This is a genomic window from Streptomyces sp. NPDC000941, from assembly GCF_053599555.1.
On sequence record NZ_JBSFMM010000088.1, the window covers coordinates 19,133 to 44,795 of the forward strand.

The following is a 25,663-nucleotide window of genomic DNA, read 5'->3' on the forward strand; positions in this document are numbered from 1 at the left end:
ATCGGGACCTCTGATGCCAGCCGCTCCCCACCGACCCGCAGGGTCCGTGGTTCACCGATCACCTCGCAGCGCCACGCGTCTCCACGTGGGAATGCCCAGGCAACGGCGAGCGGCCTCTCCCGACAGAGCGGGAGGGATTTGCTCAGGGGGTTGGCGCACAAACGCCGACGGTCAAGATTACGGGGCCGGGACCAGGGGGTCAAACCGGGGCCGGGGCGGGGGTGTACACCGTGTGTCGGTGCACACCCCCGGCGCCCCGGCCCCGGTCCGGCGTGCTCAGTCCTCGGTGGAGGCCGTGACCGAGGACGGCGTCTGCTGCTCCGCCGCCGCGGTCTTCTTGGCCGCCGCCTTCTTTGCCGTCGTCTTCTTCGCGGCGGTCTTCTTGGCGGTCGTCTTCTTCGCGGCCGTCTTCTTGGCCGCCGCCTTCTTCGCCGGCGCCTTCTTGGCGGCCTTGCGGGCCGTCTTCTTCGCCGGCGCCGGGGCTGCCGCCTCCTCCGGCTCCACCGCGGCCTCGGAAGCCGCCTCAGGAGCTTCGGCCACCGTCTCGGGCTCGACCGCCACCGGCTCCGGTGCCGACTCCGGCGCCGAGTCCTGGGCGGCCGCGCTGACGACCACCACGGCCGCCTCCTCGGAGCCCGACGGCGAGCCCGCGGGAGCGGTCACCTTACGGGTCACCCGGCGGCGCGCACGAGGCGCGGACACCGGCTCCGGCGCCGCGACCGGCTCGGCCTCGGCCTTCGGCTCCTCCGCCGGGGCCGGGGCTTCCTTGGGCTCCTCGGCCGGCAGGACCACCACGGCCGCCTCCGGCCGCTCCGCGGCCTTCGGGGCGCCCGCGGGGGCCGTCACCTTCCGGGTCGCCCGGCGGCGCGTACGGCCACGCGTGGCGGCGGCCTCGGCCTCCGCGGCGCTGCTGTACAGCTCCTCGTCGGCGGCGAAGGTCACCGGCTCCGGCATGGTCTTGTGCTCGGCGGCCTCGTGGGCGGCCTCGGCCACCGTCTCCGGCTCGGCCTCGACCACGGCCGCCACGGCGGCCTCCACGACCTCGGCGGTCTCCGGGGCCTGCTCGGGCTCGGCCAGGTGGCCGGCGGCACCCTTCTTCTTCTTGCGCTTGCCGCCACCGCCGCCGACCGCCGTCGGCTGGTCCATGTGGACGATCAGACCACGGCCGTTGCAGTGCACACAGGGCTCGGAGAAGGACTCCAGCAGGCCCTGGCCGACCCGCTTACGGGTCATCTGGACCAGGCCGAGCGAGGTGACCTCCGCCACCTGGTGCTTCGTACGGTCCCGGCCCAGGCACTCCAGCAGGCGCCGCAGCACCAGGTCCCGGTTGGACTCCAGCACCATGTCGATGAAGTCGATCACGATGATGCCGCCGAGGTCGCGCAGCCGCAGCTGGCGCACGATCTCCTCGGCCGCCTCCAGGTTGTTCCTGGTGACCGTCTCCTCCAGGTTGCCGCCCTGGCCGGTGAACTTGCCGGTGTTGACGTCGACCACGACCATCGCCTCGGTCCGGTCGATCACCAGGGAGCCGCCGCTGGGCAGCCAGACCTTGCGGTCCAGCGCCTTCATCAGCTGCTCGTCGATCCGGTACGTGGCGAACACGTCGACGTCCGACGTCCACTTCTGGAGCCGGTCCGCGAGGTCCGGCGCGACATGTGAGACGTATCCGTGGATCGTGTCCCAGGCGCCGTCACCGCTCACGATGACCTTGGAGAAGTCCTCGTTGAAGATGTCGCGGACGACCCGGACGGTCATGTCCGGCTCGCCGTACAGCAGCGTGGGGGCGCCGCCGTTCTTCGCCTTCTTCTGGATCTCCTCCCACTGCGCCTGGAGCCGCTGGACGTCGCGGAACAGCTCGTCCTCGCTCGCGCCCTCGGCCGCGGTGCGGACGATGACGCCCGCGTCCTCGGGGACGATCTTCTTGAGGATCTGCTTCAGGCGCGCGCGCTCGGTGTCCGGCAGCTTGCGGCTGATGCCGGTCATCGAGCCCTCGGGCACGTACACCAGGTAACGGCCGGGCAGGGAGACCTGGCTGGTCAGCCGGGCGCCCTTGTGGCCGATCGGGTCCTTGGTGACCTGCACCAGAACGGACTGGCCGGACTTGAGGGCGGTCTCGATACGGCGCGGGCCGTTGGCAAGACCCAGCGCCTCGAAGTTGACCTCGCCCGCGTAGAGGACGGCGTTACGGCCCTTGCCGATGTCGACGAAGGCGGCCTCCATCGACGGCAGGACGTTCTGCACCTTGCCCAGGTAGACGTTGCCGACGTAGCTGTTCGACTGTTCCTTGTTGACGAAGTGCTCGACGAGGACGTTGTCCTCCATCACGCCGATCTGGGTGCGCTCGCCGTTCTGCCGGACGACCATCACCCGCTCGACCGCCTCACGGCGGGCCAGGAACTCGGCCTCCGTGATGATCGGCACCCGGCGGCGGCCCTGCTCACGGCCCTCGCGGCGGCGCTGCTTCTTCGCCTCGAGCCGCGTCGACCCCTTGATCGACTGCACCTCGTCGGCGCCGGACTCGGTCTCCTTCGCGCGCCGCTCCCGCGGCTCGCGGATCTTGACGACCGTACGCTCCGGGTCGTCGCCCGCCTCGGCCTCGGCGGCGTCCCCGCTGCGCCGGCGGCGGCGCCGACGGCGACGGCTGCTGCTGGAGCCCCCGGCGCCGGCCGTCTCGTCGTCCTCGTCGGCCTCCTCGGCCTCGCCGGCGGTCTGCTCGTCCGCACCCTCGCCCGGGTGCTCGTCCTCGTAGCGCTCGCCGGTCTCGCCCTCGGCGCTCTCGGCGTCCGCGGCCTCGCCCCGGCGGCGGCGCCGACCGCCACGGCGACGGCGGCGGGACGTGCGCTCGCCCGACTCCTCGTCGCCGTGCTCGCCCTCCGCGAGCTCGGCCTCCTCGGCGGTCTCGGCCGTCTCCTCGGCCTCGGCCTGCTCGGCCTGGGGGGCCTGGGGGGCCTGGGGGGCCTGGGGGGCCTGCGCGGCCTGGTCGTCAAACGCCTCGCCGCGGCGACGGCGACGGCGGCGCGCACCGCTGGTGGGCGCCGGCGGCTCGGCGATCCCGAACGCTCCCGCGTCCTCGGTCTCGTCCGTCTCATCCGCTTCGTCCGCCTCTTCGGCGGCCGCGGCGGCGGCCAGGGCCGCGCTCTCCGGCGTCTGGAACACCGGCTCGGTGAACACCGGCGCCTGGAACACGGCCGTCGGCGGCCGTACGGCCCGGCGCCGCCCCCTGGCCGGAGCCTCCGGCTCGGCCTCTTCGGCAGCCTGCGGAGCCTCGGCCTGCGGGGCTTCGGCCTGCTCGTCGGCGGTGGCTGCGGCCGCCGCGCGGGTCGCCCGGCGGCGGGTACGGGCGCGCGGCGCGGCCTCGGCGGGCTGCTCCGCGGCGGCGTCACCGGCGGCGCTCTGGTCGGTGGCGGTCTCGTCGGCCGGTGTGGCGGAGGTCTCGGCCACGGCGGTCACCTCCGGGGCCTCGGACTCGGTCGAGCCCGCAGCCGCGGTCGCCTTACGCGTCGCACGCCGGCGGGTACGCCGCGCGGGCGCGGCCTCTTCCGCCGCCTCGGCGGCGACGCCAGCGGTCTCGGGGATCTCGGTGGGCTGGGCGGCGGTCTCTTCCGCCGGGGCGGACGCCTTACGCGTCACCCGACGACGTCGGCCGACCGGCGCCACAGCCTCGTCGGCCTCGGAGGCTTCAGCACTCTCGTCGCTCGCGTCAGCGGCCTCGGCGGCGACAACGGGCTCGGCCGCCTCCGGCGCACCCGCCGGAGCGGACGTCTGGCGGGTCGCACGGCGACGCTTGCGCGCCGGTGCCGCGGCCTCGGCAGTCTCAGCGGACTCGGCAGGCTGCTCAACAGCCGCCTCGTCCGCCTCGTCCGACACGTCAGCGGCCTCGGCGGCGACAACGGTCTCAGCGGCCTCCGGCGCACCCGCCGGAGCGGACGTCTGGCGGGTCGCACGGCGACGCTTGCGCGCCGGCGCGGCGGCCTCCTCCGCGACCTCGGCGTCAGCCACCTCGGCGCCCGCGGCGCCGTTTTCAGCCGTCTCCGGCAAACCCGCCGGGGCGGTGGCCTTGCGCGTCGTCCGACGGCGCGTACGCGGCGCGGGCACCGGCTCCTCGGCCGGTGTGGCGTCCGCCGGTGTGGCGTCCTCGGCGGCGGAAGCGGACTCGGCGGCCGAAACCACCGTCTCGGCCGTCTCCGGCGAACCCGCCGGAGCAGTCGCCTTACGGGTCGCACGACGGCGCGTACGCGGCGCGGGCACCGGCTCCTCCGCCGAGGCCGACGCAGCCTCGGCCGACACGCTCTCGAGGTCGGTGGACTGGGCGGCCGGTATGGCCGGAGTGGCGGTCTGGGCCGCCTCGTCGCTCAGCATCCCCGCGGGCGGGCCGGCCGGCCGGGAGGCCGCGCGGCGGCGGCGCGGCGGCAGGGTGTCGCTGGGCGTGTTGTTCTCCGTGGTGTCCCTGGGCGCGACGGCACGCTGAGCGGGCTGTCCCAGAGGCTGGATAGGTTCGATCGGCTCAATAGGCTCGAGCATGCGGGCGTTTCTCCCGTCACGCTCCCGGGCGCCGCGTCTGCGTACGGCCGCAATCCGCGCTGTGCGCGATTGCCGCCGCCCGCGGCGCGGGCGCCGCACGGGAGCTGTCGTCTCACTCGCCGGGACCGGAAATGCCGGGACCGGCGAAAGTCTCCTGGTCAGTGCGCCTGCCGGACCCGGGTGGCTCCCTGGTGCATCGGCGGCGCGTCGACGGCGGTCCTACGCGGAACCTTCCGGCGCCATCGCGGCGGTCAGCCCGGCGGCCGTGGGTGGGGCGGCCAAGACTGCCTCGCGATCGGGCGCGAGCGGGTCGGTCACCGTGCCGGACTCCTCATCGAGCAGCCCCTGCGCCAGCCTGGTCACCGCTGCGGGGACCGGCGGCGCCAGGTCGGCCGTAGCGCGGAGACCGGACAGGACGTCGTCGGGTCGCACGGCAGGTGTCAGATGCCGTACCACCAGCCGCAGTATCGCACAGGCAGGGTCCCCCGGCCTATCGACCGGGGCCGTAAGGGCCTCGAGCCGGGCCACCGCGCCACGCGCGTCGAAGGACCGCAACCCATTTTTCGTCCTGCGCTCGACCTGGACCGTTTCGGCCACGAGGAAGGCGGCGACGGCACGTTCGGCCTCGTCCGGGTCGACTCCCTCGAGCCGGATCTCCCAGACGGAGGCCTGCAGCCGCTCGGCCAGATTCGACGTATGGGCCTCGACGGCGTCGATGACGTCGAGCCCGGGGGGCAGCGACTCGTCGAGGAGCCCGCGCAGCCCCTCGGGGTCGCGCGCCTCGGTGAGCTGGATCTCCAGGTACTCGGCCTCACTGCCCGTGCCGGTGGGTGCGGCATTGGCGTACGACACCTTGGGGTGCGGGGTGAACCCCGCCGAGTACGCCATGGGCACCTCGGCGCGGCGCAGCGCCCGCTCGAAGGCGCGCTGGAAGTCGCGGTGGCTGGTGAACCGGAGGCGGCCGCGCTTGGTGTAGCGCAAACGGATGCGCTGCACCGCGGGTGCGGGCGGCGGGCCTTCGGGCTGTCGCTTGCCCAGGGGTCCTTCTCCTTGCTGTCTGACGGCTGTCCGGACAGACGGCTGTCCGAACAGGCTGTCCGGCGCCGGTGGGCGGGCCGCTCACCCGAGCGGGTGGCGCGGCCCGTGCCTCTTCCAGCGTACTTGTCGGGCCGTGGGTTACTTGACGACCGACAGCGGCAGCAGCTTCCTGCCGGTCGGTCCGATCTGGATCTGGGTGTCCATCTGCGGGCAGACGCCGCAGTCGAAGCACGGGGTCCAGCGGCAGTCGTCGACCTCGGTCTCGTCGAGCGAGTCCTGCCAGTCCTCCCAGAGCCAGTCCTTGTCGAGACCGGAGTCCAGGTGGTCCCAGGGCAGGACCTCTTCGTAGCCGCGCTCGCGGGTGGTGTACCAGTCGACGTCCACGCCGAACTCGGGCAGCGTCCGCTCGGCGCACTCCATCCAGCGGTCGTAGCTGAAGTGCTCGCGCCAGCCGTCGAAGCGGCCGCCGTCCTCGTAGACGGCGCGGATGACCGCGCCGATCCGGCGGTCGCCGCGGGAGAGCAGGCCCTCGACGATGCCCGGCTTGCCGTCGTGGTAGCGGAAGCCGATGGAGCGGCCGTACTTCTTGTCGCCGCGGATCTTCTCGCGCAGCTTCTCCAGGCGCGCGTCCGTCTCCTCGGCGCTGAGCTGCGGCGCCCACTGGAAGGGGGTGTGCGGCTTGGGGACGAAGCCGCCGATCGAGACGGTGCAGCGGATGTCGTTCTGGCCGGAGACCTCGCGGCCCTTGGCGATGACCTTCGTCGCCATGTCGGCGATCTGCAGCACGTCCTCGTCGGTCTCGGTCGGCAGACCGCACATGAAGTAGAGCTTCACCTGCCGCCAGCCGTTGCCGTACGCGGTGGCGACGGTCCTGATCAGGTCGTCCTCGGAGACCATCTTGTTGATGACCTTGCGGATGCGCTCACTGCCGCCCTCGGGGGCGAAGGTGAGGCCGGAGCGTCGCCCGTTACGGGTGAGCTCGTTGGCGAGGTCGATGTTGAAGGCGTCCACCCGGGTCGACGGGAGCGACAGGCCGATCTTGTCTTCCTGGTAGCGGTCGGCCAGGCCCTTGGCGATGTCGCCGATCTCGGTGTGGTCCGCCGAGGACAGGGACAGCAGGCCGACCTCCTCGAAGCCGGTGGCCTTGAGGCCGCGGTCGACCATCTCGCCGATGCCGGTGATCGACCGCTCGCGCACCGGGCGGGTGATCATGCCCGCCTGGCAGAAGCGGCAGCCGCGTGTGCAGCCGCGGAAGATCTCGACGGACATCCGCTCATGGACCGTCTCGGCGAGCGGCACCAGCGGCTGCTTGGGGTACGGCCATTCGTCCAGGTCCATCACGGTGTGCTTGGACACCCGCCACGGCACACCGGAGCGGTTCGGCACGACGCGGGAGATCCGGCCGTCGGCCAGGTACTCCACGTCGTAGAACCTGGGCACATAGACCCCGCCGGTGCGGGCGAGGCGGAACAGCACCTCGTCCCGGCCGCCGGGGCGGCCCTCGGCCTTCCAGGCGCGGACGATCTCGGTCATCTCCAGGACGGCCTGCTCACCGTCGCCGATCACCGCGCAGTCGATGAAGTCCGCGATCGGCTCGGGGTTGAACGCCGCGTGGCCGCCCGCGACCACGATGGGGTGGTCGTCGCCGCGCTCCGCGGCGACGAGCGGGATCCCGGCCAGGTCGAGCGCGGTGAGCATGTTGGTGTAGCCGAGCTCGGTGGAGAAGGAGAGCCCGAAGAGGTCGAACGCCCCGACCGGGCGGTGCGAGTCGACGGTGAACTGCGGCACCTTGTGCTCACGCATCAGGGCTTCCAGGTCCGGCCAGACGCTGTACGTGCGCTCGGCGAGCACGCCCTCGCGCTCGTTCAGCACCTCGTAAAGGATCATGACGCCCTGGTTGGGCAGACCGACCTCGTACGCGTCCGGGTACATGAGCGCCCAGCGGACGTCGCAGTCGTCCCAGGTTTTGACGGTGGAGTTCAACTCCCCGCCTACGTACTGGATCGGCTTCTGCACATGCGGGAGCAGGGCCTCGAGCTGCGGAAAGACCGACTCGACAGACATCCGGGAGACCTTCGTGAGCTGGCAAGGGTGACCCTCAAGCCTAACCCGCCCGGCGGACACCCTTGACGCCGCTCATAGCGGCCCCTTTCCGGCCCTTCCGGCCCCTTTGGCCATACCCATGTATCACGGCCGCAGCGCCGCCCGGTGCTCCTCGCGCGAGACCTCGGCCCACAGCGCGGGCAGCTCCGCCTCCCGCCGGGCGGCCAGCGCCTCCTCCCGCCCGTACATGACACCGAAGGTGAAGTCCCGCTCCCCGGCGGCGTGTGCCTGCTCGGCCAGCTCGCGCAGCGCGTCGCGCGCGACGCAGCTGTCCTGGTGGTCGCCGAGCAGATCCTGAAGGTCGGTCATCAGACCCGCGAACGCCTTCGCGGGCTTGCCGAGCGCGGGGCGGGCAGCCTCGGCGGCGTAGCGGGCGCGCTTGGCCTTCTTACGGGCGTCGTGCATGGTGATGTCCCGGTCGTGTCCGGGGGGAGCGGCGAGGGCGGTGGTGACGAGGGCGGCGAGCCGTTCGTAGTCGCGCAGCACGGCCGCGAGGATCACGTCCTCGGCCGGCCGGGCCGCGGCGGGCCGCAGCGGCGGAGTGGCGGACAGCGCGTCCAGGGTGGTGAGCAGGGCGAGGTGGCGCTCGCCGTCGAGCACGCCGATCAGCCGCTCGCGCGAGCCGCGGCGGCTCGTCCGCGACCAGGTGCTCAGCCGCTCGGACAGGGGGCCGGTGCGCAGCTCGTCCGGGAGCTCGGCGAGCCGCTCCCCGAGCCGGGCGGTGAGCACTTCCCGGTCGCGGTCGATGCCCAGCTCGCCGGCCAGCCACTTCAGCTCGTCGCCGATGGGGTCCGTGACGGCTCGGTCCAAGACCTTGCGGTACGAACGGAAGCAGCTGCGCAGCCGGCGGGTGGCGACGCGCATACGGTGCACGGAGTCCGGCACGTCCAGGCGTACGGCGGGGTCGAGCGAGACGATGGCGGCGGTCTGGGCGCGGACGTAGGCGAGGACCACATCGCCCGCCGTGGGCTCGCCGGCCTTCTTCCCCTGCTTACCCGCCTTGCCCGCCTCGCCCGCCTTGCCGGCCTCGACCCCCTTGCCCGCCTTGATGGCCGCGCCCGTCTCGGCCAGCGCCCTGGCCAGCTTGGACGGGGCAGCCGACCGGCGCAGCCCCGCCTCCGTCAGCTGCGACTCGAGCGCGTCGAGGAACGCCGGGTCGCCGCCCGGGGCGAGCTCCGTCTCGACCTCCGTCCACTCCACCGGATCGCCCGGCTCCGGGGTCAGCCGGCGCGCCGTGACATGGTCGGCGGACAGCTCGGCGAGCAGGGCGCCATCGGCGTCCACGAGGTGTCTGACGTTCCGTTCGGACACCAGGCGGACCAGCGGTACGAGCGCCTGGTCGTGGACGCGGGAGCGGACGAGGGCCGCGAGCTCGGCGGGCAGCGTCTCCGACAGCGGGGTGCGGATCTCGTCGCGGGCGTCCGGTCCGGCCGGCAGCTTGAGGTGCCATCCGGCGTCGCTGCCGCCGGTGCGGCGGCGCAGCGTGATGCCGTCCGCCGCGAGCCGCTGGTCGACGGTGTCGTAGTACGTGGCGTCCAAAGTGGCCACGCCCTTGTCCACGACCCCGGCGACGTCGGCGACCCCGGTCACGTCGGGGAGCCGGCCGTCTTCGGGAGCCTCGTACTTACGCTCGATCTCACGCACCGTGTCCGCCATGACGTGAATGTACTGCCGTGCGGCGTTTGAGGGCAGCCCCCGGACGTCAGGCCGATACGGGGCGCTGCACCCGGATCGACTGCAGCAGACCGACCGCTATCCACACGGCGAACATCGACGACCCGCCGTACGAGACGAACGGCAGCGGCAGACCGGCCACCGGCATGATGCCCAGCGTCATGCCGATGTTCTCGAACGCCTGGAAAGCGAACCAGGCGATGATCCCGGCTGCGACGACCGTGCCGTACAGCTCGGAGGTGTCCCGCGCGATCCGGCAGGCGCGCCACAGCACGACGCCCAGCAGCACGATGATCAGGCCCGCGCCGAGGAAGCCCAGCTCCTCCCCCGCGACCGTGAAGACGAAGTCGGTCTGCTGCTCGGGCACGAACTGGCCGGTGGTCTGGGTGCCGTGGAACAGCCCCTTGCCGGTGAGGCCGCCCGAGCCGATCGCGATCCGCGCCTGGTTGGTGTTGTAGCCGACGCCGGCCGGGTCGAGGGCCGGGTTGGCGAAGGCGGCGAAGCGGTCGATCTGGTACTGGTCGAGCACTCCGAGCTGCCAGATGAGGACCGCGCCGATGACGGCCGCGCCGATCAGCCCCACCACCCAGCGGTTGGAGGCGCCGGAGGAGAGCAGCACGGCGAGCACGATGACCGCCATCACCATCACCGAGCCGAGGTCCGGCATCAGCAGCACGATCGCTATGGGCAGCGTGGCCAGCCCGAGGGCCTGGACGACGGTGCGGTGGTCCGGGTGGACCCGGTCCCCCGCGTCCACGCGCGCCGCCAGCAGCATCGCCATCCCCAGAATGATGGTGATCTTGGCGAACTCGGACGGCTGGAGGGAGAAGCCGCCGCCGATCACGATCCAGGCGTGCGCGCCGTTGATGGTCGAGCCGAGCGGGGTGAGAACGGCGAGGACGAGCACCACGGACAGCGCGTACAGCACGGGCACGGCCCCGCGCAGCGTGCGGTGGCCGAGCCAGATCGTGGCGATCGCGAGGACCAGCCCGATACCGGTGTTCATGGTGTGCCGGATCAGGAAGTAGTACGGGTCGCCCTGGTTGAGCTCGGTGCGGTTGCGGGTGGCGGAGTAGACGAGAACGGAGCCGATGGCGGACAGGGCGAGCGCGGCGAACAGCAGTATCCAGTCCAGTCGGCGCACCATCGAGTCGCGCGCCATGAGCTTGCCCCAAGTGCCGCGCTCGGGGGTGAACCGCCGCGTGGTGTACGTATGCGTGGACGCACTCATGACAGCTGCTCCCGCCTTCCGACCACCTCGATCGGCTTGCCCAGCGGCTGTGCCTGGATGGTGCCATCAGAGTCGATCTTGGGCAGGGTCGCCTGGGGCCGGGGCAGCAGCGCCTTCTTGTTGTCGATACCGCCCTTGGCGTTCACCCCGTAGAGCGCGTTGTAGATGTTGCGCACGGCGGGGCCGGAGGCGCCGGAGCCGGTACCACCCTGGGAGATCGTCATGACGATCGAGTAGTCCTTGGTGTACGTCGCGAACCACGAGGTCGTCTGCTTGCCGTAGACCTCGGCCGTACCTGTCTTGGCGTGCATCGGGATCTTGTCCTGCGGCCAGCCGCCGAATCGCCAGGCGGCGGTGCCGCGGGTCGCGACTCCCGCGAGGGCCTTGTCTATCTTGCCGCGCGTGCCCTGGGTCATCGGCAGCTTGCCGTGCGACTTGGGCTTGATCTGCTGGACCTTCTTGCCGTCGGCGCTGACGATCGCCTTGCCGATGGTCGGGTCGTGGAGCGTGCCGCCGTTGCTGATCGCGGCGTAGATGGTGGCCATCTGGATCGGGGTGACGAGCGTGTCGCCCTGGCCGATGGAGTAGTTCACGGAGTCACCAGCGCGCATCTTCATGCCTTCGAGGCAGTTCTCGTAGGCGATCCGCTGGCCGTAGTTCCCGCTCTTCTTGCCGTACTTGCACCAGGCGTTCTTGTTGGCCTTCCAGTAGTCCTTCTTCCACTGGCGGTCCGGGATCCGGCCGGTGACCTCGTTGGGGAGGTCGATGCCGGTCTCCTTGCCGAGGCCGAACTGGTGGGCGGTCTTGTAGAACCAGTCCGCCGGGTGCTTCTTGGGCTTGTTGCCGCCGTCCTTCTGCCACTGCTTGTACGAGAGGTCGTAGAACACGGTGTCGCAGGAGACCTCGAGCGCCCGGCCGAGGCTGATCGGGCCGTAGCCCCTCGACTCGAAGTTCTTGAAGACCTGGCCGCCGATGTTGAAGGAGCTGCTGCAGTTGTAGTTGCCGTCGAAGGGGTAGCCGGCGTTGACCGCCGCCGTGGTCGGGACCACCTTGAAGATCGAGCCGGGGGCCGACTGGCCCTGGATCGCCCGGTTCAGCAGCGGATAGTTGGAGCTCTTGCCGGTGAGCTTCTTGTAGTCCTTGCCGGAGATACCGCCGACCCAGGCGTTGGGGTCGTACGACGGGTTGGAGGCCATCGCGACCACCCGGCCCGTCTTCGCCTCCATGACCACGACCGCGCCCGCGTCCGCCTCGTACTTGCGGCCGGTGTTCCGGTCCATCTCCTTGCGGGCGTCCTTCATCGCCTGGGCCAGCTCCTTCTCGGCCACGGCCTGCACCCGGGCGTCGATGCTGGTGACGACGTTGGCGCCGGGCTGGGCCTTCTGGCTCTCGGCCTGGCCGATGACCCGGCCGAGGTTGTCGACCTCGTAGCGGGTCACCCCGGCCTTGCCGCGCAGCTCGTCGTCGTACTCGCGCTCCAGGCCGTTGCGGCCGATCTGGTCGGAGCGGAGCAGCGGCGAATGGCTGTCCTCGGCCTTCTTGATCTCCTCGTCGGTGACCGGGGAGAGATAGCCGAGCACCTGGGCGGCGTTGGCGTCGCCGGGAGCGGCGTAGCGGCGCACGGCGGTGGGCTCCGCGCTTATCCCGGGGAAGTCCTCTTCGCGCTCGCGGATCTGCAGGGCCTGCTTGGCGCTGGCCTCGTCGGTGATGGGGATGGGCTGGTAGGGCGAACCGTTCCAGCAGGGCTGGGGCGTCTTGGCGTCGCACAGCCGGACCTTGTCCATGACGTCCTTGGGCTTCATGTCCAGGACGCCCGCCAGGCGGGTGAGGACGGCCTTCCCGTCGTCCTTCATCTTCATCAGCTCGGTGCGGCTGGCGGAGACGACCAGACGGGTCTCGTTGTCGGCGAGCGGCACCCCGCGGGCGTCCAGTATCGAGCCGCGTACGGCGGGGTGGACGACCTGCTGGACGTGGTTGTTGGCGGCTTCGGCGGTGTATTCGTCGCCGTTGCGGATCTGGAGGTACCAGAGGCGGCCGCCGAGCGTGAGCAGCAGCGAGAAGACGAGGATCTGGATGGCGACGAGCCGGATGGTGACGCGCGGCGTCCGCCCGGTCTCGGGGATGTTGCTCACAGCGGCAGCCCCCACTGGTTGTCATGCCGGGGGCGTCGTCCCCCGAAAGAACGCGGCCTCACAGGCGCTTGACCCCCTTGAGGCGTCCCGTCCCCCGGTTGGCGGCCTTCATCAGGAGGCCACCGCGCTGGCTGCCGATGCGGGAGCCGCCGGAGGAGTCGGCCATCGGGTCGTTCTCGCTCTTTCTGGCCATCCCCATGATCAGCGGCACCGTGAACGGCGCCAGCAGCAGGTCGTACAGCGCCGCGGTGAACAGCAGCTTGCTCAGGCCCGCATGGCGGGCGGCGTCGTCGCCGACGAGCTGGCCGACGCCCGCGTACAGCAGCGTGCTGCCGATGGCCGCCGCGACGACCACCAGCATCGGCCCGGTGGCCGACCTCAGCTGGCCGGTCTCGGGCTTGGCGAGGCCCGCCAGATAGCCGATGACGCACAGCACCAGGGCGTAGCGCCCGGCCGCGTGATCGGCGGGCGGGGCGAGGTCGGCGAGTAGGCCCGCGCCGAAGCCGATGAGCGCGCCGCCGGTGTGGCCGTAGACGAGCGCGAGGCCGAGGACGACGAGCAGCAGCAGATCGGGGACCGCGCCGGGCAGCTGGAGCCGGGCGAGTACGCAGACCTGGACGACGAGGGCGATGACCACGAGAAGGGTCGACAGCAGGACCCGGTTCAGACGCAGCATCGGTCAGCTCCTGTTGGCGGAGGCGCTCGGCGACGAGGACGGTTTGACCGTGACGGTGACCGTGGGCGCCGGCTTGGGCTTGGCGGGCTTGGGCGGCAGCACGGTGTCCCGCGGGTTCTCGCGCGGCGGTTCGACGACGACGCCCACGATGTCGAGCTTGGTGAAGCCCACGTACGGGCGTACCACCAGGGTGCGGGTCAGATCGCCGCCCGAGGGGTCGACGCGGACCACCTCGCCGACCGGAACGCCGGGCACGAACGGCTTGTTGGCGCGGGAGCCGAAGGTAACGAGCCGGTCGCCCTTCTTGATCTTGGCCTTGCCGTTGAGGAGCTGGACGCGCAGCGAGCGGTCGCCCTGGCCGTTGGCGAAGCCGAGCTCGCCGGACTTCTCCATGCGGGTGCCGACGGTGAAGTCCGGGTCGATGGCCAGCACCACGGTGGCGGTCGACGGGCCGACGGTGGTGACCCGGCCGACCAGGCCGTCGCCGTTGATGACGGTCATATCGCGGCGGATGCCGTCCTTGCTGCCCACGTCGACGGTGACGGTCCAGGAGAAGCCCTGGGCCGCTCCTATGGCGATGACCTGGGCGCCCTTGACGCCGTACTGGCCGGCGCCCGCGGTCTTGCGCAGCTTGTCCAGCTCGACGACGCGGGCGCGGTTGCGGGCATCGCTGCCGAGCCGCTGCTTGAGCTCGGCGTTCTCCCGCTCCAGTGCGCTGATCCGGTCGTGCCGCTCGTCGGAGTCCCGTACGGCCGACACGGCGTTGCCGATCGGGTCGACCGCGGAGGCGACCCCTTCCTCAACCGGCCCGAAGACGGACGCGGCAGCCTGGCGGGCGCCGTCGAGGGGCGAATCCTCGCCGCCGCGGATATCCACCGTGATCAGTGCGAACGCGATGGCGACCAGCAGCACCAGGAGCAGCCGGCTCTCTCGTGTGTCCCTCACGTGCGGCGACGTGCCTTCCTCGTCGGAGTCGGACCGGCTACGGCTTTGTTGTGTTTTCTCAGCGGCTGCCGGTCATGGGGAGCCATATGCCTGTATATCAGTGAACCGCCGCTCCGCCGTACGGGAAGTCGGCCCCCCGTACGGCGGATTCACCGGATCGTCATCTGCGGGGCTGGGCGTCCAGCACCTGCTGCAGCGCCTCGAACTCCTCGACGCATTTGCCGGAGCCGAGCGCGACCGAGTCCAGCGGGTCCTCGGCGATGTGGATCGGCATACCGGTCTCCTGGCGCAGCCGCTGGTCGAGGCCGCGCAGCAGGGCGCCGCCGCCGGTGAGCACGATGCCACGGTCCATGACGTCACCCGACAGCTCGGGCGGGCACTTGTCGAGCGTGGTCTTGACCGCGTCGACGATCGCGTTGACCGGCTCCTCCATGGCCTTGCGGACCTCGGCGGCGGAGATCACAACGGTCTTGGGGAGGCCGCTGACCAGGTCACGGCCGCGGATCTCGGTGTGCTCCTCCTCCTTGCCCTCGAAGGCGGAGCCGATCGTGATCTTGATGTTCTCGGCGGTGCGTTCGCCGAGCAGAAGGCTGTACTCCTTCTTGATGTGCTGGATGATCGCGTTGTCCAGCTCGTCGCCCGCCACCCGGATGGACTGTGCGGTGACGATTCCGCCGAGCGAGATGACCGCGACCTCGGTGGTGCCGCCGCCGATGTCCACGACCATGTTGCCGGTGGCCTCGTGGACGGGGAGGCCGGAGCCGATGGCGGCGGCCATGGGCTCCTCGATGATGTGCACCTGGCGGGCGCCCGCCTGGGTGGATGCCTCGATGACGGCGCGGCGCTCGACGCCGGTGATACCGGAGGGCACGCAGACGACGACCCGGGGACGGGCGAGATAGCGGCGCTTGTGGATCTTCAGGATGAAGTAGCGCAGCATCCGCTCGGTGATCTCGAAGTCGGCGATCACGCCGTCCTTGAGCGGGCGCACGGCCACGATGTTGCCAGGGGTGCGGCCGATCATCTTCTTCGCCTCGGCGCCCACCGCGAGGATTCCACCGGTGTTGGTGTTGATGGCGACGACGGACGGCTCGTTGAGGACGATCCCGCGGCCCCTGACGTACACCAGCGTGTTGGCGGTCCCGAGGTCGACAGCCATGTCACGGCCGATGAACGACATGTTGTTCCCCATGAGGATGCGTCAGGCCTTCCCACTTGAAGCGTTTGCTTTTTGAGGTCGGCAGGATGTGGTGCGCTGCGAGGCGCGGAAGCTCTCATCGTAGTCACGCCCGCTCGAACACGCTGCGGGGGTCCTCCGCCATTGTCAGCAGAACACGGGCCCGCCCCCTGCTAATGGTGACGTCGTGTCGCGGGGATGCGTTCCCCCGATCGGCCCGCATATGCCAAAGGGCGGCCGAACAATATCGGCCGCCCCAGGCCAGGAGGGGTGACGATGTGATGAACGGTCAGCGATGAAGGTCAGGCGAGCCCGGGGAAGAAAATCTTGATCTCCCGCAGGGCGGACTCTTCGGAGTCGGAGGCGTGGATCAGGTTCTCCCGCACGATCGTGCCGAAGTCGCCACGGATGGAGCCCGGCGCCGCGGCGATCGGGTCGGTCGGCCCCGCCAGCGTCCGTACGCCCTCGATGACGCGCTCACCCTCGACGACCAGCGCGACGACCGGGCCGGAGGCCATGAACTCCACCAGCGGCTCGTAGAACGGCTTGCCCACGTGCTCGGCGTAGTGCTGCTCCAGAGTGTCGCGGCCGAGCTCACGCAGCTCCAGCGCGCTGATCGTCCAGCCCGCCTTCTTCTCGATGCGGCTCAGGACCTCGCCGATCAGTCCGCGTCGTACGGCGTCGGGCTTCAGAAGGACGAGCGTGCGCTGGGTCACTACGAGAACTCCTTTGGAACGTGGCATGCGGGTGATGCTGTGCCGCCGAGGCTACATGGGTGAACGACGGCCACGTTACGCAGTGTCAGCAGGGGCGGCGGCGAAGCGCGCCTTGGCCTCGTCGACCTTGCGGCCGAAGTGGACCGAGGCCCACCACAGCGCCGCGAAGGCCGCGCCCAGGATGTACATGGTGGTGACGATCGTGCCGCTCAGCACCAGGCCGATCTGCAGGGCCCAGCCGATGTGCACCGCGCCGGGGCGGCCGAGCATCCCGCACAGCAGGACGCACAGCGCCATGGCGATACCGCTGACCGTCCACACCGTGGTCGCGGACAGACCGGAGGTCTTCATGGCCACCAGCCCGGCGAAGCCGATCACAAAGAATTCACCGATCAAGGTGGACGCGCAGAGCGTTCGCATTTCAGCCCTTTCCCAGGAGCAGCCGGGCCTCGCCGACCGTGATCACCGACCCGGCCACCAGCACGCCCGCGCCGGAGTACTCGCCTTCTTCCTCGGCGAGCGTGATCGCCGCCTCCAGGGCGTCGTCAAGACGCGGCTCGACCTGCACCCGGTCCACGCCGAAGACCTCCACGGCGATGGCGGCCAGCTCGTCCGCGTCCATCGCGCGCTGGGTGGAGTTGCGAGTGATCACCACCTCGGCGAAGATCGGCTCAAAGGCCTCCAGGAGGCCGCGCACATCCTTGTCGCCGCTCGCGCCGACCACGCCGATCAGCCTGCTGAAGCCGAACGCCTCGGTGACCGCCTCGGCCGCCGCCCGCGCGCCGGCCGGGTTGTGCGCGGCGTCCAGGACCACGGTCGGGCTGCGGCGCACGACCTCGAGGCGGCCCGGGGAGGTGACGGAGGCGAAGGCGGTCCGGACGGTCTCGAGGTCGAGCGCCCGGGCGTGCTCCGAGCCGACGCCGAAGAACGCCTCCACGGCGGCCAGCGCCACCGCCGCGTTATGCGCCTGGTGGGCCCCGTACAGCGGGAGGAAGACCTCCGGATACTCACCGCCGAGGCCGCGCAGGGTCAGCAGCTGACCGCCGACCGCCACCTCACGGGAGAGCACGCCGAACTCCATGCCCTCGCGGGCGACCGTGGCGTCCACCTCGACCGCGCGCTTGAGGACCACCGACGCGGCCTCCAGCGGCTGCTGCGCCAGCACCACCGTGGAGTCCTGCTTGACGATCCCGGACTTCTCGGCGGCGATCTCCTCCGGTGTGGTGCCAAGACGGTCGGTGTGGTCGAGCGAGATCGGCATGATCACCGCGACCCCGGCGTCGATCACATTGGTGGCGTCCCAGACGCCGCCCATGCCGACCTCGACCACCGCGATATCGACCGGCGCATCGGCGAACGCCGCGTACGCCATGGCGGTGAGCACCTCGAAGAACGAGAGCCGGTGCTCCTGCGAGGCGTCGACCATGTCGATGTACGGCTTGATGTCCTGGTACGTCTCGATGAACCGCTCGGCGGAGATCGGCGCCCCGTCCAGGCTGATCCGCTCGGTGATCGACTGGACGTGCGGGCTGGTGTAGCGGCCGGTGCGCAGCTCGAAGGCGCCCAGCAGCGACTCGATCATGCGGGCGGTGCTGGTCTTGCCGTTCGTCCCGGTGATGTGGATCGAGGGGTACGCACGCTGCGGGGAGCCGAGGACGTCCATCAGCGCCTCGACGCGCACCAGCGAGGGGTCCAGCTTGGTCTCGGGCCAGCGCCCAGCGAGCTCCGTCTCCACCTCCCGCAGCGCCCGGTCCAGCTCCGGGTCGGCCGGGCGGGCGGGCACGCCGTCCCCCTGCGCCGGCCCCGACTGGGTCCGCAGCGTCCGGCTGCCGGCCTCGATCACGGCGAGATCGGGGTCGCGGTCGGTCTCGGCTCCGACGATCTCGTCGAACTCATCGGGCTCATTCTGGGGGCTCTCGCTCACGGTGACAGTCTACTTTCAGGGCTCGGCCGTCCTGCGGGGGCCGTATGGCTCACGCGCCCCTTTCTTCGCGGCTCGGTTCGCCTCCGGGCGCCTCAGCCCTTGTCGACGGTCGACCGTGCTCGGCCCTTCGTTCCTCAAGGCCTGCGCGCGCTCTCTCTTTCGACAGGGTCGCGCCCTTCGGCTCACTCGCCCAGCGCCGCCTTCATCACCGACTTGGCGATCGGCCCGGCCAGGCCGCCGCCGGAGATGTCGGCGCGGGCCGCACCGCTGTCCTCGACCACCACCGCGACCGCGATCTGATGGCCTTGCCCGTCAGTCGCGTAACTCACGAACCACGCGTACGGGTTGGCGCTGTTGTGCTCGCCGTGCTGGGCGGTGCCGGTCTTGCCGCCGACCGTCACCCCGGGGATGCGCGCGCTGGTGCCGGTGCCCCGCTCCACGACCGTCTGCATCGCGGACCGCAGCTGCTCGGCGGTGGCGGGCGACATGGCCCGGCTGTACGCGGCGGGCTCGGTCTTGTCCAGGGTGCCCCCGCTTCCGTCGGTGGTGCGGTCGACCAGATACGGCTTCATCAGCGTGCCGCCGTCGGAGATGGCCGCGGAGACCATGGCCATCTGCAGCGGGGTCGCGGTGACGTCGAACTGGCCCATGCCGCTCAGGGCGGTCTGCGAGGCGTCCATGCCGCTGGGGTAGACGCTCTTGGCGGCGCGCACCGGGATGTCGAGCCCGGAGTCGTCGAACCCCAGCTTCTTCGCCTGGGCCGCCACCTTGGACTGCCCCAGGTCGACCGCCATCTTCGCGAACACCGTGTTGCACGAGTACTGCAGCGCGGTGCGTATCGTCGCGTTCTTACAAGGAGCCGACGCGCTCTCGTTGGTCATATCGGTGACCGTGCCGGGCAGCCGGTACGGATCGGGGCTCTTGGTCGGCTCGTCGACCGAGTCGTAGAGCCCGTCCTCCAGCGCCGCCGCGGCGACGACCAGCTTGAAGGCCGAGCCCGGCGGATAGGTCTGGCGCAGCGCGCGGTTGAGCATCGGCTGCTTGTCGTCCTTCTGCAGCGCGTCCCACGCCTTCTGGTCGGCGGCGGAGGAGCCCGCGAAGGTGCCGGGGTCGTAGGAGGGGGTGCTGGCCAGGGCGAGGACCTTCCCCGTCTTCGGGTCGAGGGCCACGACGGCACCGGTCTTGCTGCCGAGCCCTTCGTACGCGGCCTTCTGCGCGGCGGGGTCGATGGTGGTGAGCACATCGCCCGCCGTGGCCCGCTGCCGGGTCAGCAGTTGGTCCGGGCCGGCCAGCCGGGAGTCCGAACCGTCCAGCACGCCCCGGTCCAGCGCCTCCAGCTGGGTGGTGCCGTACGTCTGCGAGGCGTAGCCGGTGACCGGCGCGTACAGCTCGCCGTCGGTGTAGGTCCGCTTGTACTTCAGGTCGCCGCCGGTGACGGCGGAGCCGGTGACCGGCTTGCCGCCGACCAGGATGTCGCCGAGCGGCCCGGAGTACTCCTTGATGGCCGAGCGCACGTTGTGTGCGTTGTCGTCGAGGCTGTGCGCCCGGGCCACCTGGACCCAGGTGGCCCAGATGAGAAGGGCCAGCACGAGCAGCAGGCTGAACACGGAGGCGCGCCGCAGCGGCTTGTTCATGGTGGCGGTGCTCCTTCCGGGACGTACGAGCGGATAACTCCCGGATCGGCGCTTTTGGTTCCCGGCTGTGACCCCGCACACGCGAAGCGCCCCCGCCGCCCTCGTATCGAGGGAGCGGGGGCGCCGGCCGGTCGGCTGCGCGGTCAGCCCTGGGGCAGGGCCGCCAACTGGGCGGTGATCCGGGCGATATCGGCATCGGCGATGGTCTGCCGCTGCCGGATCTTCTCCACGACGTGGTCGGGCGCCTTGGCCAGGAAGGCCTCGTTGTTCAGCTTCGCCGTGGTCTGCGCCTTGTCCTTCTCGGCCGCCGCGAGGTCCTTGGCCAGCCGCTTGCGCTCGGCCTCGACGTCGATCGCGCCGGACAGGTCCAGGGCCACGGTCGCGCCCGCGACCGGCAGCGAGGCGGTGGCGGCGAAGCCCTCACCGGCCGGCTGAAGCCGCAGCAGCGAGCGCATGGCGTCCTCGTGGGCCGCCAGCGGGGTGCCGGACAGGTCGAGGCGCGCCGGGACCTTCTGGCCGGGCTGCAGGCCCTGGTCGGCGCGGAACCTGCGGACCTCGGTGACCACCTGCTGGAGCGTGGTGATCTCCTGCTCGGCGGCGGCGTCGCGGAAGCCGCTGTCGCGCGGCCAGTCGGCGATGACGACGGACTCCCGGCCGGTGAGCGCCGTCCACAGCTTCTCGGTGACGAACGGGACGACCGGGTGCAGCAGCCGCAGCATCACGTCCAGCACCTCGCCGAGCACCCGCCTCGAGGCGTTGGCCGCCTCGCCGCCCTGCGCGAAGGTGGTCTTGGACAGCTCGACGTACCAGTCGAAGACCTCGTCCCACGCGAAGTGGTAGAGGCTGTCCGACAACTTGGCGAACTGGTAGTCCTCGTAGTGCGCGTCGACCTCGGCGACCACCGTGTTCAGCCGGGACAGGATCCAGCGGTCGGCCGCCGACAGCCGCTCGGCCGCGGGCAGTTCGCCCTCGACCGTCGCGCCGTTCATCAGCGCGAAGCGCGTCGCGTTCCAGATCTTGTTGGCGAAGTTACGGGACGCCTGGACCCAGTCCTCGCCGATCGGCACGTCCACACCGGGGTTGGCGCCCCGGGCGAGGGTGAAGCGGACCGCGTCCGAGCCGTACTGGTCCATCCAGTCCAGCGGATTGACCGCGTTACCGAAGGATTTGGACATCTTCTTGCCGAACTGGTCGCGCACCATGCCGTGCAGGGCGATGGTGTGGAACGGCGGGGTGCCGTCCATCGCGTACAGGCCGAACATCATCATCCGGGCGACCCAGAAGAACAGGATGTCGTAGCCGGTGACCAGGACCGAGTTCGGATAGAACTTCCGCAGGCTGCCGGTGTCCTCCGGCCAGCCGAGCGTGGAGAACGGCCACAGGCCCGAGGAGAACCAGGTGTCCAGGACGTCGCTGTCCTGGTGCCAGCCCTCGCCGGACGGCGGCTGCTCGTCCGGTCCGACGCACACGACCTCGCCGCCCGGCCCGTACCAGACCGGGATCCGGTGGCCCCACCACAGCTGGCGCGAGATGCACCAGTCGTGGAGGTTGTCGACCCAGTCGAAGTAGCGCTTGGCCATGTCCTCCGGGTGGATCTTCACCCGGCCGTCGCGGACCGCGTCGCCCGCGGCCTTGGCCAGCGGGCCGACCTTGACCCACCACTGCATGGACAGCCGCGGCTCGATGGTCGTCTTGCAGCGCGAGCAGTGGCCGACGGAGTGGGCGTACGGCCGCTTCTCGGCGACGATCCGGCCGTCGGCGCGCAGCGCGCCGACGATGGCGCTGCGCGCCTCCAGCCGGTCCAGGCCCTGGAAGGGGCCGTGGGCGGTGATGACCGCGTGCTCGTCCATGACGGTCAGGCTCGGCAGCCCGTGGCGCTGGCCGATCTCGAAGTCGTTCGGGTCGTGGGCCGGGGTGACCTTGACCGCGCCGGTGCCGAACTCCGGGTCGACGTGCTCGTCGGCGACGACCGGGATGCGGCGGCCGGTGAGCGGCAGCTCGATCTCGGTGCCGATCAGGTGGCGGTAGCGCTCGTCGTCGGGGTGGACGGCGACCGCGGTGTCGCCGAGCATCGTCTCGGCGCGGGTCGTGGCCACGACGATCGAGGCGTCGCCCTCGCCGTACCTGATCGAGACCAGCTCACCGTCGTCGTCCTGGTACTCCACCTCGATGTCGGAGATGGCCGTCAGACAGCGCGGGCACCAGTTGATGATCCGCTCGGCGCGGTAGATCAGCTCGTCGTCGTAGAGCTTCTTGAAGATGGTCTGGACGGCCTTGGACAGCCCCTCGTCCATCGTGAAGCGCTCGCGGTTCCAGGCGACGCCGTCGCCCAGGCGCCTCATCTGGCCGGAGATCTGCCCGCCCGAACTGGCCTTCCACTGCCACACCCGCTCGACGAACGCCTCGCGGCCCAGGTCGTGGCGGGAGACGCCCTCCTTGGCGAGCTCGCGCTCCACCACGTTCTGCGTGGCGATACCGGCATGGTCCATGCCGGGCTGCCAGAGCGTCTCATAGCCCTGCATGCGCTTGCGTCGAGTGAGCGCATCGATGATGGTGTGCTCGAAGGCATGCCCGAGGTGCAGGGAGCCGGTGACGTTGGGCGGGGGGATGACGATGGTGTAGGGCTCTTTGCCGCTGTTCTCGTCCGCCTCGAAGTAACCGCGCTCTACCCAGCGCTCGTACAGCTGCCCCTCTACATCGGCCGGCGCGTACTGGGTCGGCAGTTCGGGGTGGCTGTTGGGCCCGCTGTCGGGGCGCTGCTGAGAGTTCTCGGTCACGAGCGCAGTCTAAAGGGCCGCGGCACTCCGTTACGAACCCGTTGTGGCCCCGCCGCAAAGGGAGGGCAACGCGTCAGGAAGGATGTTGCGCACCTGTCATGCGCATCGATAGAGAGGGCACGATGAGCTACCACCAGCCGCCGCCGCAGCCCGGCCCCTACGGGGCGCAGCCGGGTCCGTACGGCGCCGGCCAGTCGCCCGTGCCCAATAATCCCTACACCCAGCAGCCCGGCTACGGCTACCCGCCCCAGGGCGGCCAGCCCGGCGGGCAGTCGGGCGGCTACGGAGGCTCCGGTACGTACGGGGGCTACGGCCAGCCGAGCCCTTATGGCCAGCCGAATCCGTACGCCCAGCCACCACAGCAGCAGATACCGCCGCAGCAGCAGATACCGGGCACCGGCTACGGCTATCCGCCGCCGCAGCCCCAGCCGCCCGTGCCGGGCCGCCGCCGGGGCAGAGCCGTGGGCATCGCGGTGGGCGTGGTGGTGGCCCTGGGGGCCGTGGTCGGCGGGGTCTACTACTTCGCGCTGGGCGGGGGCGACGACGGCCCGTTCAAGCTGACCACCCCGAAGACGGTCGCGGGCGACTACCAGCGCCAGGGAGCCGGTACGGACGAGAACGACCTGTCCGAGTCCGGCAAGAAGGACCTCCAGCAGGTGCCGGTCGTCAAGGATCCGCATCTGGTGGCGGCCGACTACCAGTCCTCCGGGAAGAACATGATGAAGTTCACCGGGGTCTGGGGCGATGTGACCGATCCGAAGCGGGGCGCGGACCTGTCCTTGGCCGTCATCGTCAAGGCGCTGCAGGACAACGGCACGGCGCAGGCCCAGGGCAGCGCCCAGGAGTTCTCCCCCGCCGGCTTCGACGGGGACGTCCTGAAGTGCCAGACGTTGAAGTTCACCTCGGATCAGGGATCCGTTGAGGCACCCGCGTGCGTCTGGGGCGACAAGGACACCTTGGGCGTCACCGTGATGGTGGACCCGGCGGCCGCGGTCCTGGGCGGCGGGGGCATGTCACTACGGGATGCCGCGGAGCTCACCGTCAAGGTGCGCAAGGACGCGCGCGTGGAGATCGACAGCTAGCTCAACAGCTAGCAACAACCGGCAACAAAGCGAAGAAGGACAGACATGAGCTACAACCAGCCGGGCCCGTACGGCCAGCAGCCTCAGCAGCCGGGTCCCTACGGGCAGGGCGGCGCGGCCGGGCAGCCCGGCTACGGCTACCCGCAGCAGCCGCCGCAGCAGGCCGGCGGCTACGGTCAGCCGAACCCCTACAGCCAGCCCCAGCCGCAGCAGCCGCCGCAGCCCCAGCCCGGGTACGGCTACCCGCAGCAGCAGCCCGCCGCCCCCTACGGCCAGCAGCCGTACGGGCAGCCGGGCATGCCCGGGCCGTACCAGCCGACGCCCCCGCCCGGCGGCGGCAACAAGAAGGGCCTGGCGATAGGCATCGGCGCGGTGGTTGTGGTGGCCGCGGTGGTCGGCGGGTTCCTGCTGTTCAACAACAAGGACGACGACAAGGGCGGCGGCGGCAACAAGGGCGGCGGCGACAAGAACGTCGTCGCCAACGACGGCAAGCGCTACAAGCTGACCGCGCCCCAGACCGTGGCGGGCGAGTACACCAAGGACGCATCCTCCGGTAGTGATGGGATTACCGACGAGGACGCGAAGGACTTCGAGAAGTTCGGCGTCACGAACGCAAAGTCGGCGAGCGGGGAATACAAGTCCGGCGAAGGCGTGAGTCAAAAGCAGCTGCAGCTCAATGGCGTCTGGGGCGAGGTGAAGAACCCCGAAGCGGTCGTCGACGGTGCCTTTACGAAGATTTCGCAGGAGGCGGAGAAGGATCCCTCAACGAGCGGTGGCATGAAGGCCGAGCTCGTGGGCAGCCCGCAGAAGGTCACCCCGGCCGGCCTGGACGACGCCGTGATGAAGTGCCAGAACGTGAAGTTCTCCGGCGGCACCTCGACCATAAAGAGCTTCACCATTCCGCTGTGCATGTGGGGCGACAACAGCACCATCGGCTATGTGGTGGTCTCCGACGTGTCGTCCGCGATCTCCGGCGGAGGCATGTCGCTCGACACCGCCGCCGACATCACAGCGAAGGTCCGCAAGGACGCCCGCGTGGAGATCAAGTAGCCGCCCGCTCAGCGAAGTTCACAGGCCGCAGCCCGGAGGGGATACCCCACACGATGAGCTACAACCAGCCGCCGCCGCAGCCCGGCCCCTACGGCGGAGGCCAGCCGGGCCCCAACCCGTACGGGGGCGGTCAGCCCAATCCGTACGGCGGGGCGCAGCAACCGCCCTCGGAGCCCAATCCGTACGCGCAGCAGCAGCCGGGCTACGGCTACCCCCAACAGCCGTCACAGCCACAGGGCTACGGCTACCCCCAACAGCCGGGCCCGTACGGCCAGCAGCCCCAGCCCCCCTTCCCCGGGCCCGCCGCGCCCGCCGGGAGCCGGAACAAGACCAAGATCATCGCGATCACGACGGCCGGCCTTGTGGTGGTCGGCGCGATCGTCACCGGCGCCGTGGTGCTCAACAAGGGCGACGACAAGCCCAAGGCGATGAAGCTGGTCACCCCCAAGACGCTGGACGACGGCACGTACACGCTGGACAAGGGCACCAAGGACCTGGAGAACGAGGGCACCAGCGTCCAGGACCGCATGCCCGAGGGCGCCACCTCGGTCCTGGCCCAGTACACCCGCGCCGAGGACTCCAACTCAGGGCTGGCCTTCTCCGGCGTGTACGGGGAGTTCAGCGACCCCGACAAGGTCCGCGACGAGATGTTCAAGGGCTTCTCGGGCGGCGGCTCCTCCCCGACGGTCGAGGAGAAGCGCAAGAAGTTCCAGCCCGAGGGCGCCGACGGGCCGAGCATCGAGTGCGAGGTCGTGAAGATGTACGACCGCATCTACGCTCCGGCCTGCGCCTGGGCGGAGAAGACGGACGCGGCGATGGTGCTGGATGTCAACGCGGAGAACACGACCGCGGACGACGCCGACATGGAGGCGTTCGCGAAGGTGACCGCGGGCATCTACAAAGCCACCCGCAAATCCGCCTGAGAGGCGCGCTGACGCCATAAGACGCGAGGAGGGCCCTTGGGGAGGAGATCCCCAGGGCCC

Annotated in this window: 17 protein-coding genes; 3 read left to right on the top strand and 14 right to left on the bottom strand. The window is 70.7% G+C overall.

From position 1 onward, the window contains the following. Positions 1 to 276: 276 nt before the first annotated feature. The 14 genes from ACWDSL_RS26605 to ACWDSL_RS26670 all read right to left on the bottom strand — a co-directional run bounded on the left by ACWDSL_RS26605 (position 277) and on the right by ACWDSL_RS26670 (position 22,548). Positions 277 to 4,521, bottom strand: coding sequence for an Rne/Rng family ribonuclease (locus tag ACWDSL_RS26605; RefSeq protein WP_450489475.1), 4,245 nt, complete (start codon positions 4,519 to 4,521; stop codon positions 277 to 279). Between the two features lie 219 nt (positions 4,522 to 4,740). Beyond that, complete coding sequence (locus ACWDSL_RS26610; RefSeq protein WP_450489477.1) at positions 4,741 to 5,517, bottom strand: TIGR03936 family radical SAM-associated protein; 777 nt, start codon at positions 5,515 to 5,517, stop codon at positions 4,741 to 4,743. A 180-nt stretch (positions 5,518 to 5,697) separates the two neighbouring features. Continuing rightward, positions 5,698 to 7,623, bottom strand: coding sequence for a TIGR03960 family B12-binding radical SAM protein (locus ACWDSL_RS26615; protein WP_450489479.1), 1,926 nt, complete (start codon positions 7,621 to 7,623; stop codon positions 5,698 to 5,700). Between the two features lie 123 nt (positions 7,624 to 7,746). After that, positions 7,747 to 9,318 carry a CYTH and CHAD domain-containing protein gene (locus ACWDSL_RS26620; RefSeq protein WP_450489481.1) on the bottom strand — a complete coding sequence of 524 codons (1,572 nt, stop codon included), beginning with the start codon at positions 9,316 to 9,318 and terminating at the stop codon, positions 7,747 to 7,749. Between the two features lie 46 nt (positions 9,319 to 9,364). Beyond that, entirely contained in the window at positions 9,365 to 10,567 is a 1,203-nt protein-coding gene (gene rodA / locus ACWDSL_RS26625; RefSeq protein ID WP_450489483.1) for a rod shape-determining protein RodA, read from the bottom strand. Beyond that, on the bottom strand, positions 10,564 to 12,699 hold the full coding sequence (mrdA, locus tag ACWDSL_RS26630; RefSeq protein ID WP_450489485.1) for a penicillin-binding protein 2: 2,136 nt from the start codon (positions 12,697 to 12,699) through the stop codon (positions 10,564 to 10,566). The genes rodA and mrdA overlap by 4 nt, the downstream gene beginning before the upstream one ends. A gap of 58 nt (positions 12,700 to 12,757) precedes the next feature. Further along, positions 12,758 to 13,372 (bottom strand): rod shape-determining protein MreD, encoded by a 615-nt coding sequence (gene mreD / locus ACWDSL_RS26635; RefSeq protein ID WP_385611467.1) that lies wholly within the window; start codon positions 13,370 to 13,372, stop codon positions 12,758 to 12,760. Between the two features lie 6 nt (positions 13,373 to 13,378). Continuing rightward, a complete protein-coding gene (mreC, locus tag ACWDSL_RS26640; RefSeq protein WP_450489487.1) occupies positions 13,379 to 14,320 on the bottom strand; it encodes a rod shape-determining protein MreC in 942 nt (313 codons plus the stop codon). A gap of 160 nt (positions 14,321 to 14,480) precedes the next feature. After that, positions 14,481 to 15,500, bottom strand: coding sequence for a rod shape-determining protein (locus ACWDSL_RS26645; RefSeq protein ID WP_043491595.1), 1,020 nt, complete (start codon positions 15,498 to 15,500; stop codon positions 14,481 to 14,483). Positions 15,501 to 15,799: 299 nt separating this feature from the next. Further along, positions 15,800 to 16,213: a nucleoside-diphosphate kinase gene (gene ndk, locus ACWDSL_RS26650; protein ID WP_450489489.1), complete on the bottom strand. Its 414-nt coding sequence runs from the start codon at positions 16,211 to 16,213 to the stop codon at positions 15,800 to 15,802. A 75-nt stretch (positions 16,214 to 16,288) separates the two neighbouring features. After that, positions 16,289 to 16,633, bottom strand: coding sequence for a DUF4233 domain-containing protein (locus tag ACWDSL_RS26655; RefSeq protein WP_014179684.1), 345 nt, complete (start codon positions 16,631 to 16,633; stop codon positions 16,289 to 16,291). Between the two features lies 1 nt (position 16,634). Beyond that, positions 16,635 to 18,137, bottom strand: a complete 1,503-nt coding sequence (gene folC, locus ACWDSL_RS26660) for a bifunctional tetrahydrofolate synthase/dihydrofolate synthase (protein WP_450489492.1) — start codon at positions 18,135 to 18,137, stop codon at positions 16,635 to 16,637. A gap of 182 nt (positions 18,138 to 18,319) precedes the next feature. Continuing rightward, on the bottom strand, positions 18,320 to 19,771 hold the full coding sequence (locus ACWDSL_RS26665) for a peptidoglycan D,D-transpeptidase FtsI family protein (protein ID WP_450489493.1): 1,452 nt from the start codon (positions 19,769 to 19,771) through the stop codon (positions 18,320 to 18,322). Positions 19,772 to 19,914: 143 nt separating this feature from the next. Further along, the gene (locus ACWDSL_RS26670; protein ID WP_450489494.1) at positions 19,915 to 22,548 is read right to left on the bottom strand and encodes a valine--tRNA ligase; all 2,634 of its coding nucleotides are present in this window, start codon (positions 22,546 to 22,548) and stop codon (positions 19,915 to 19,917) included. A 98-nt stretch (positions 22,549 to 22,646) separates the two neighbouring features. On the opposite strand from ACWDSL_RS26670, the gene ACWDSL_RS26675 reads away from it, so the two are divergent. From ACWDSL_RS26675 to ACWDSL_RS26685, 3 genes are read left to right on the top strand one after another with little or no spacing between them, the layout of a single operon-like run. Beyond that, positions 22,647 to 23,630 (top strand): hypothetical protein, encoded by a 984-nt coding sequence (locus ACWDSL_RS26675; RefSeq protein ID WP_450489496.1) that lies wholly within the window; start codon positions 22,647 to 22,649, stop codon positions 23,628 to 23,630. A 45-nt stretch (positions 23,631 to 23,675) separates the two neighbouring features. Continuing rightward, on the top strand, positions 23,676 to 24,680 hold the full coding sequence (locus tag ACWDSL_RS26680) for a hypothetical protein (protein WP_450489498.1): 1,005 nt from the start codon (positions 23,676 to 23,678) through the stop codon (positions 24,678 to 24,680). A gap of 53 nt (positions 24,681 to 24,733) precedes the next feature. Next, a complete protein-coding gene (locus tag ACWDSL_RS26685; RefSeq protein WP_450489500.1) occupies positions 24,734 to 25,603 on the top strand; it encodes a hypothetical protein in 870 nt (289 codons plus the stop codon). The last annotated feature ends 60 nt before the right edge of the window (positions 25,604 to 25,663 follow it).

What these genes read in the sequence shown, in the direction of transcription:
- ACWDSL_RS26605 (WP_450489475.1), bottom strand. Translation starts at nt 4,521, where the DNA reads ATGCTCGAGCCTATTGAGCCGATCGAACCTATCCAGCCTCTGGGACAG.
- ACWDSL_RS26615 (WP_450489479.1), bottom strand. Translation starts at nt 7,623, where the DNA reads ATGTCTGTCGAGTCGGTCTTTCCGCAGCTCGAGGCCCTGCTCCCGCAT.
- ACWDSL_RS26620 (WP_450489481.1), bottom strand. Translation starts at nt 9,318, where the DNA reads ATGGCGGACACGGTGCGTGAGATCGAGCGTAAGTACGAGGCTCCCGAA.
- rodA (WP_450489483.1), bottom strand. Translation starts at nt 10,567, where the DNA reads ATGAGTGCGTCCACGCATACGTACACCACGCGGCGGTTCACCCCCGAG.
- ACWDSL_RS26645 (WP_043491595.1), bottom strand. Translation starts at nt 15,500, where the DNA reads ATGTCGTTCATCGGCCGTGACATGGCTGTCGACCTCGGGACCGCCAAC.
- ACWDSL_RS26655 (WP_014179684.1), bottom strand. Translation starts at nt 16,633, where the DNA reads ATGCGAACGCTCTGCGCGTCCACCTTGATCGGTGAATTCTTTGTGATC.
- ACWDSL_RS26665 (WP_450489493.1), bottom strand. Translation starts at nt 19,771, where the DNA reads ATGAACAAGCCGCTGCGGCGCGCCTCCGTGTTCAGCCTGCTGCTCGTG.
- ACWDSL_RS26675 (WP_450489496.1), top strand. Translation starts at nt 22,647, where the DNA reads ATGCGCATCGATAGAGAGGGCACGATGAGCTACCACCAGCCGCCGCCG.
- ACWDSL_RS26680 (WP_450489498.1), top strand. Translation starts at nt 23,676, where the DNA reads ATGAGCTACAACCAGCCGGGCCCGTACGGCCAGCAGCCTCAGCAGCCG.
- ACWDSL_RS26685 (WP_450489500.1), top strand. Translation starts at nt 24,734, where the DNA reads ATGAGCTACAACCAGCCGCCGCCGCAGCCCGGCCCCTACGGCGGAGGC.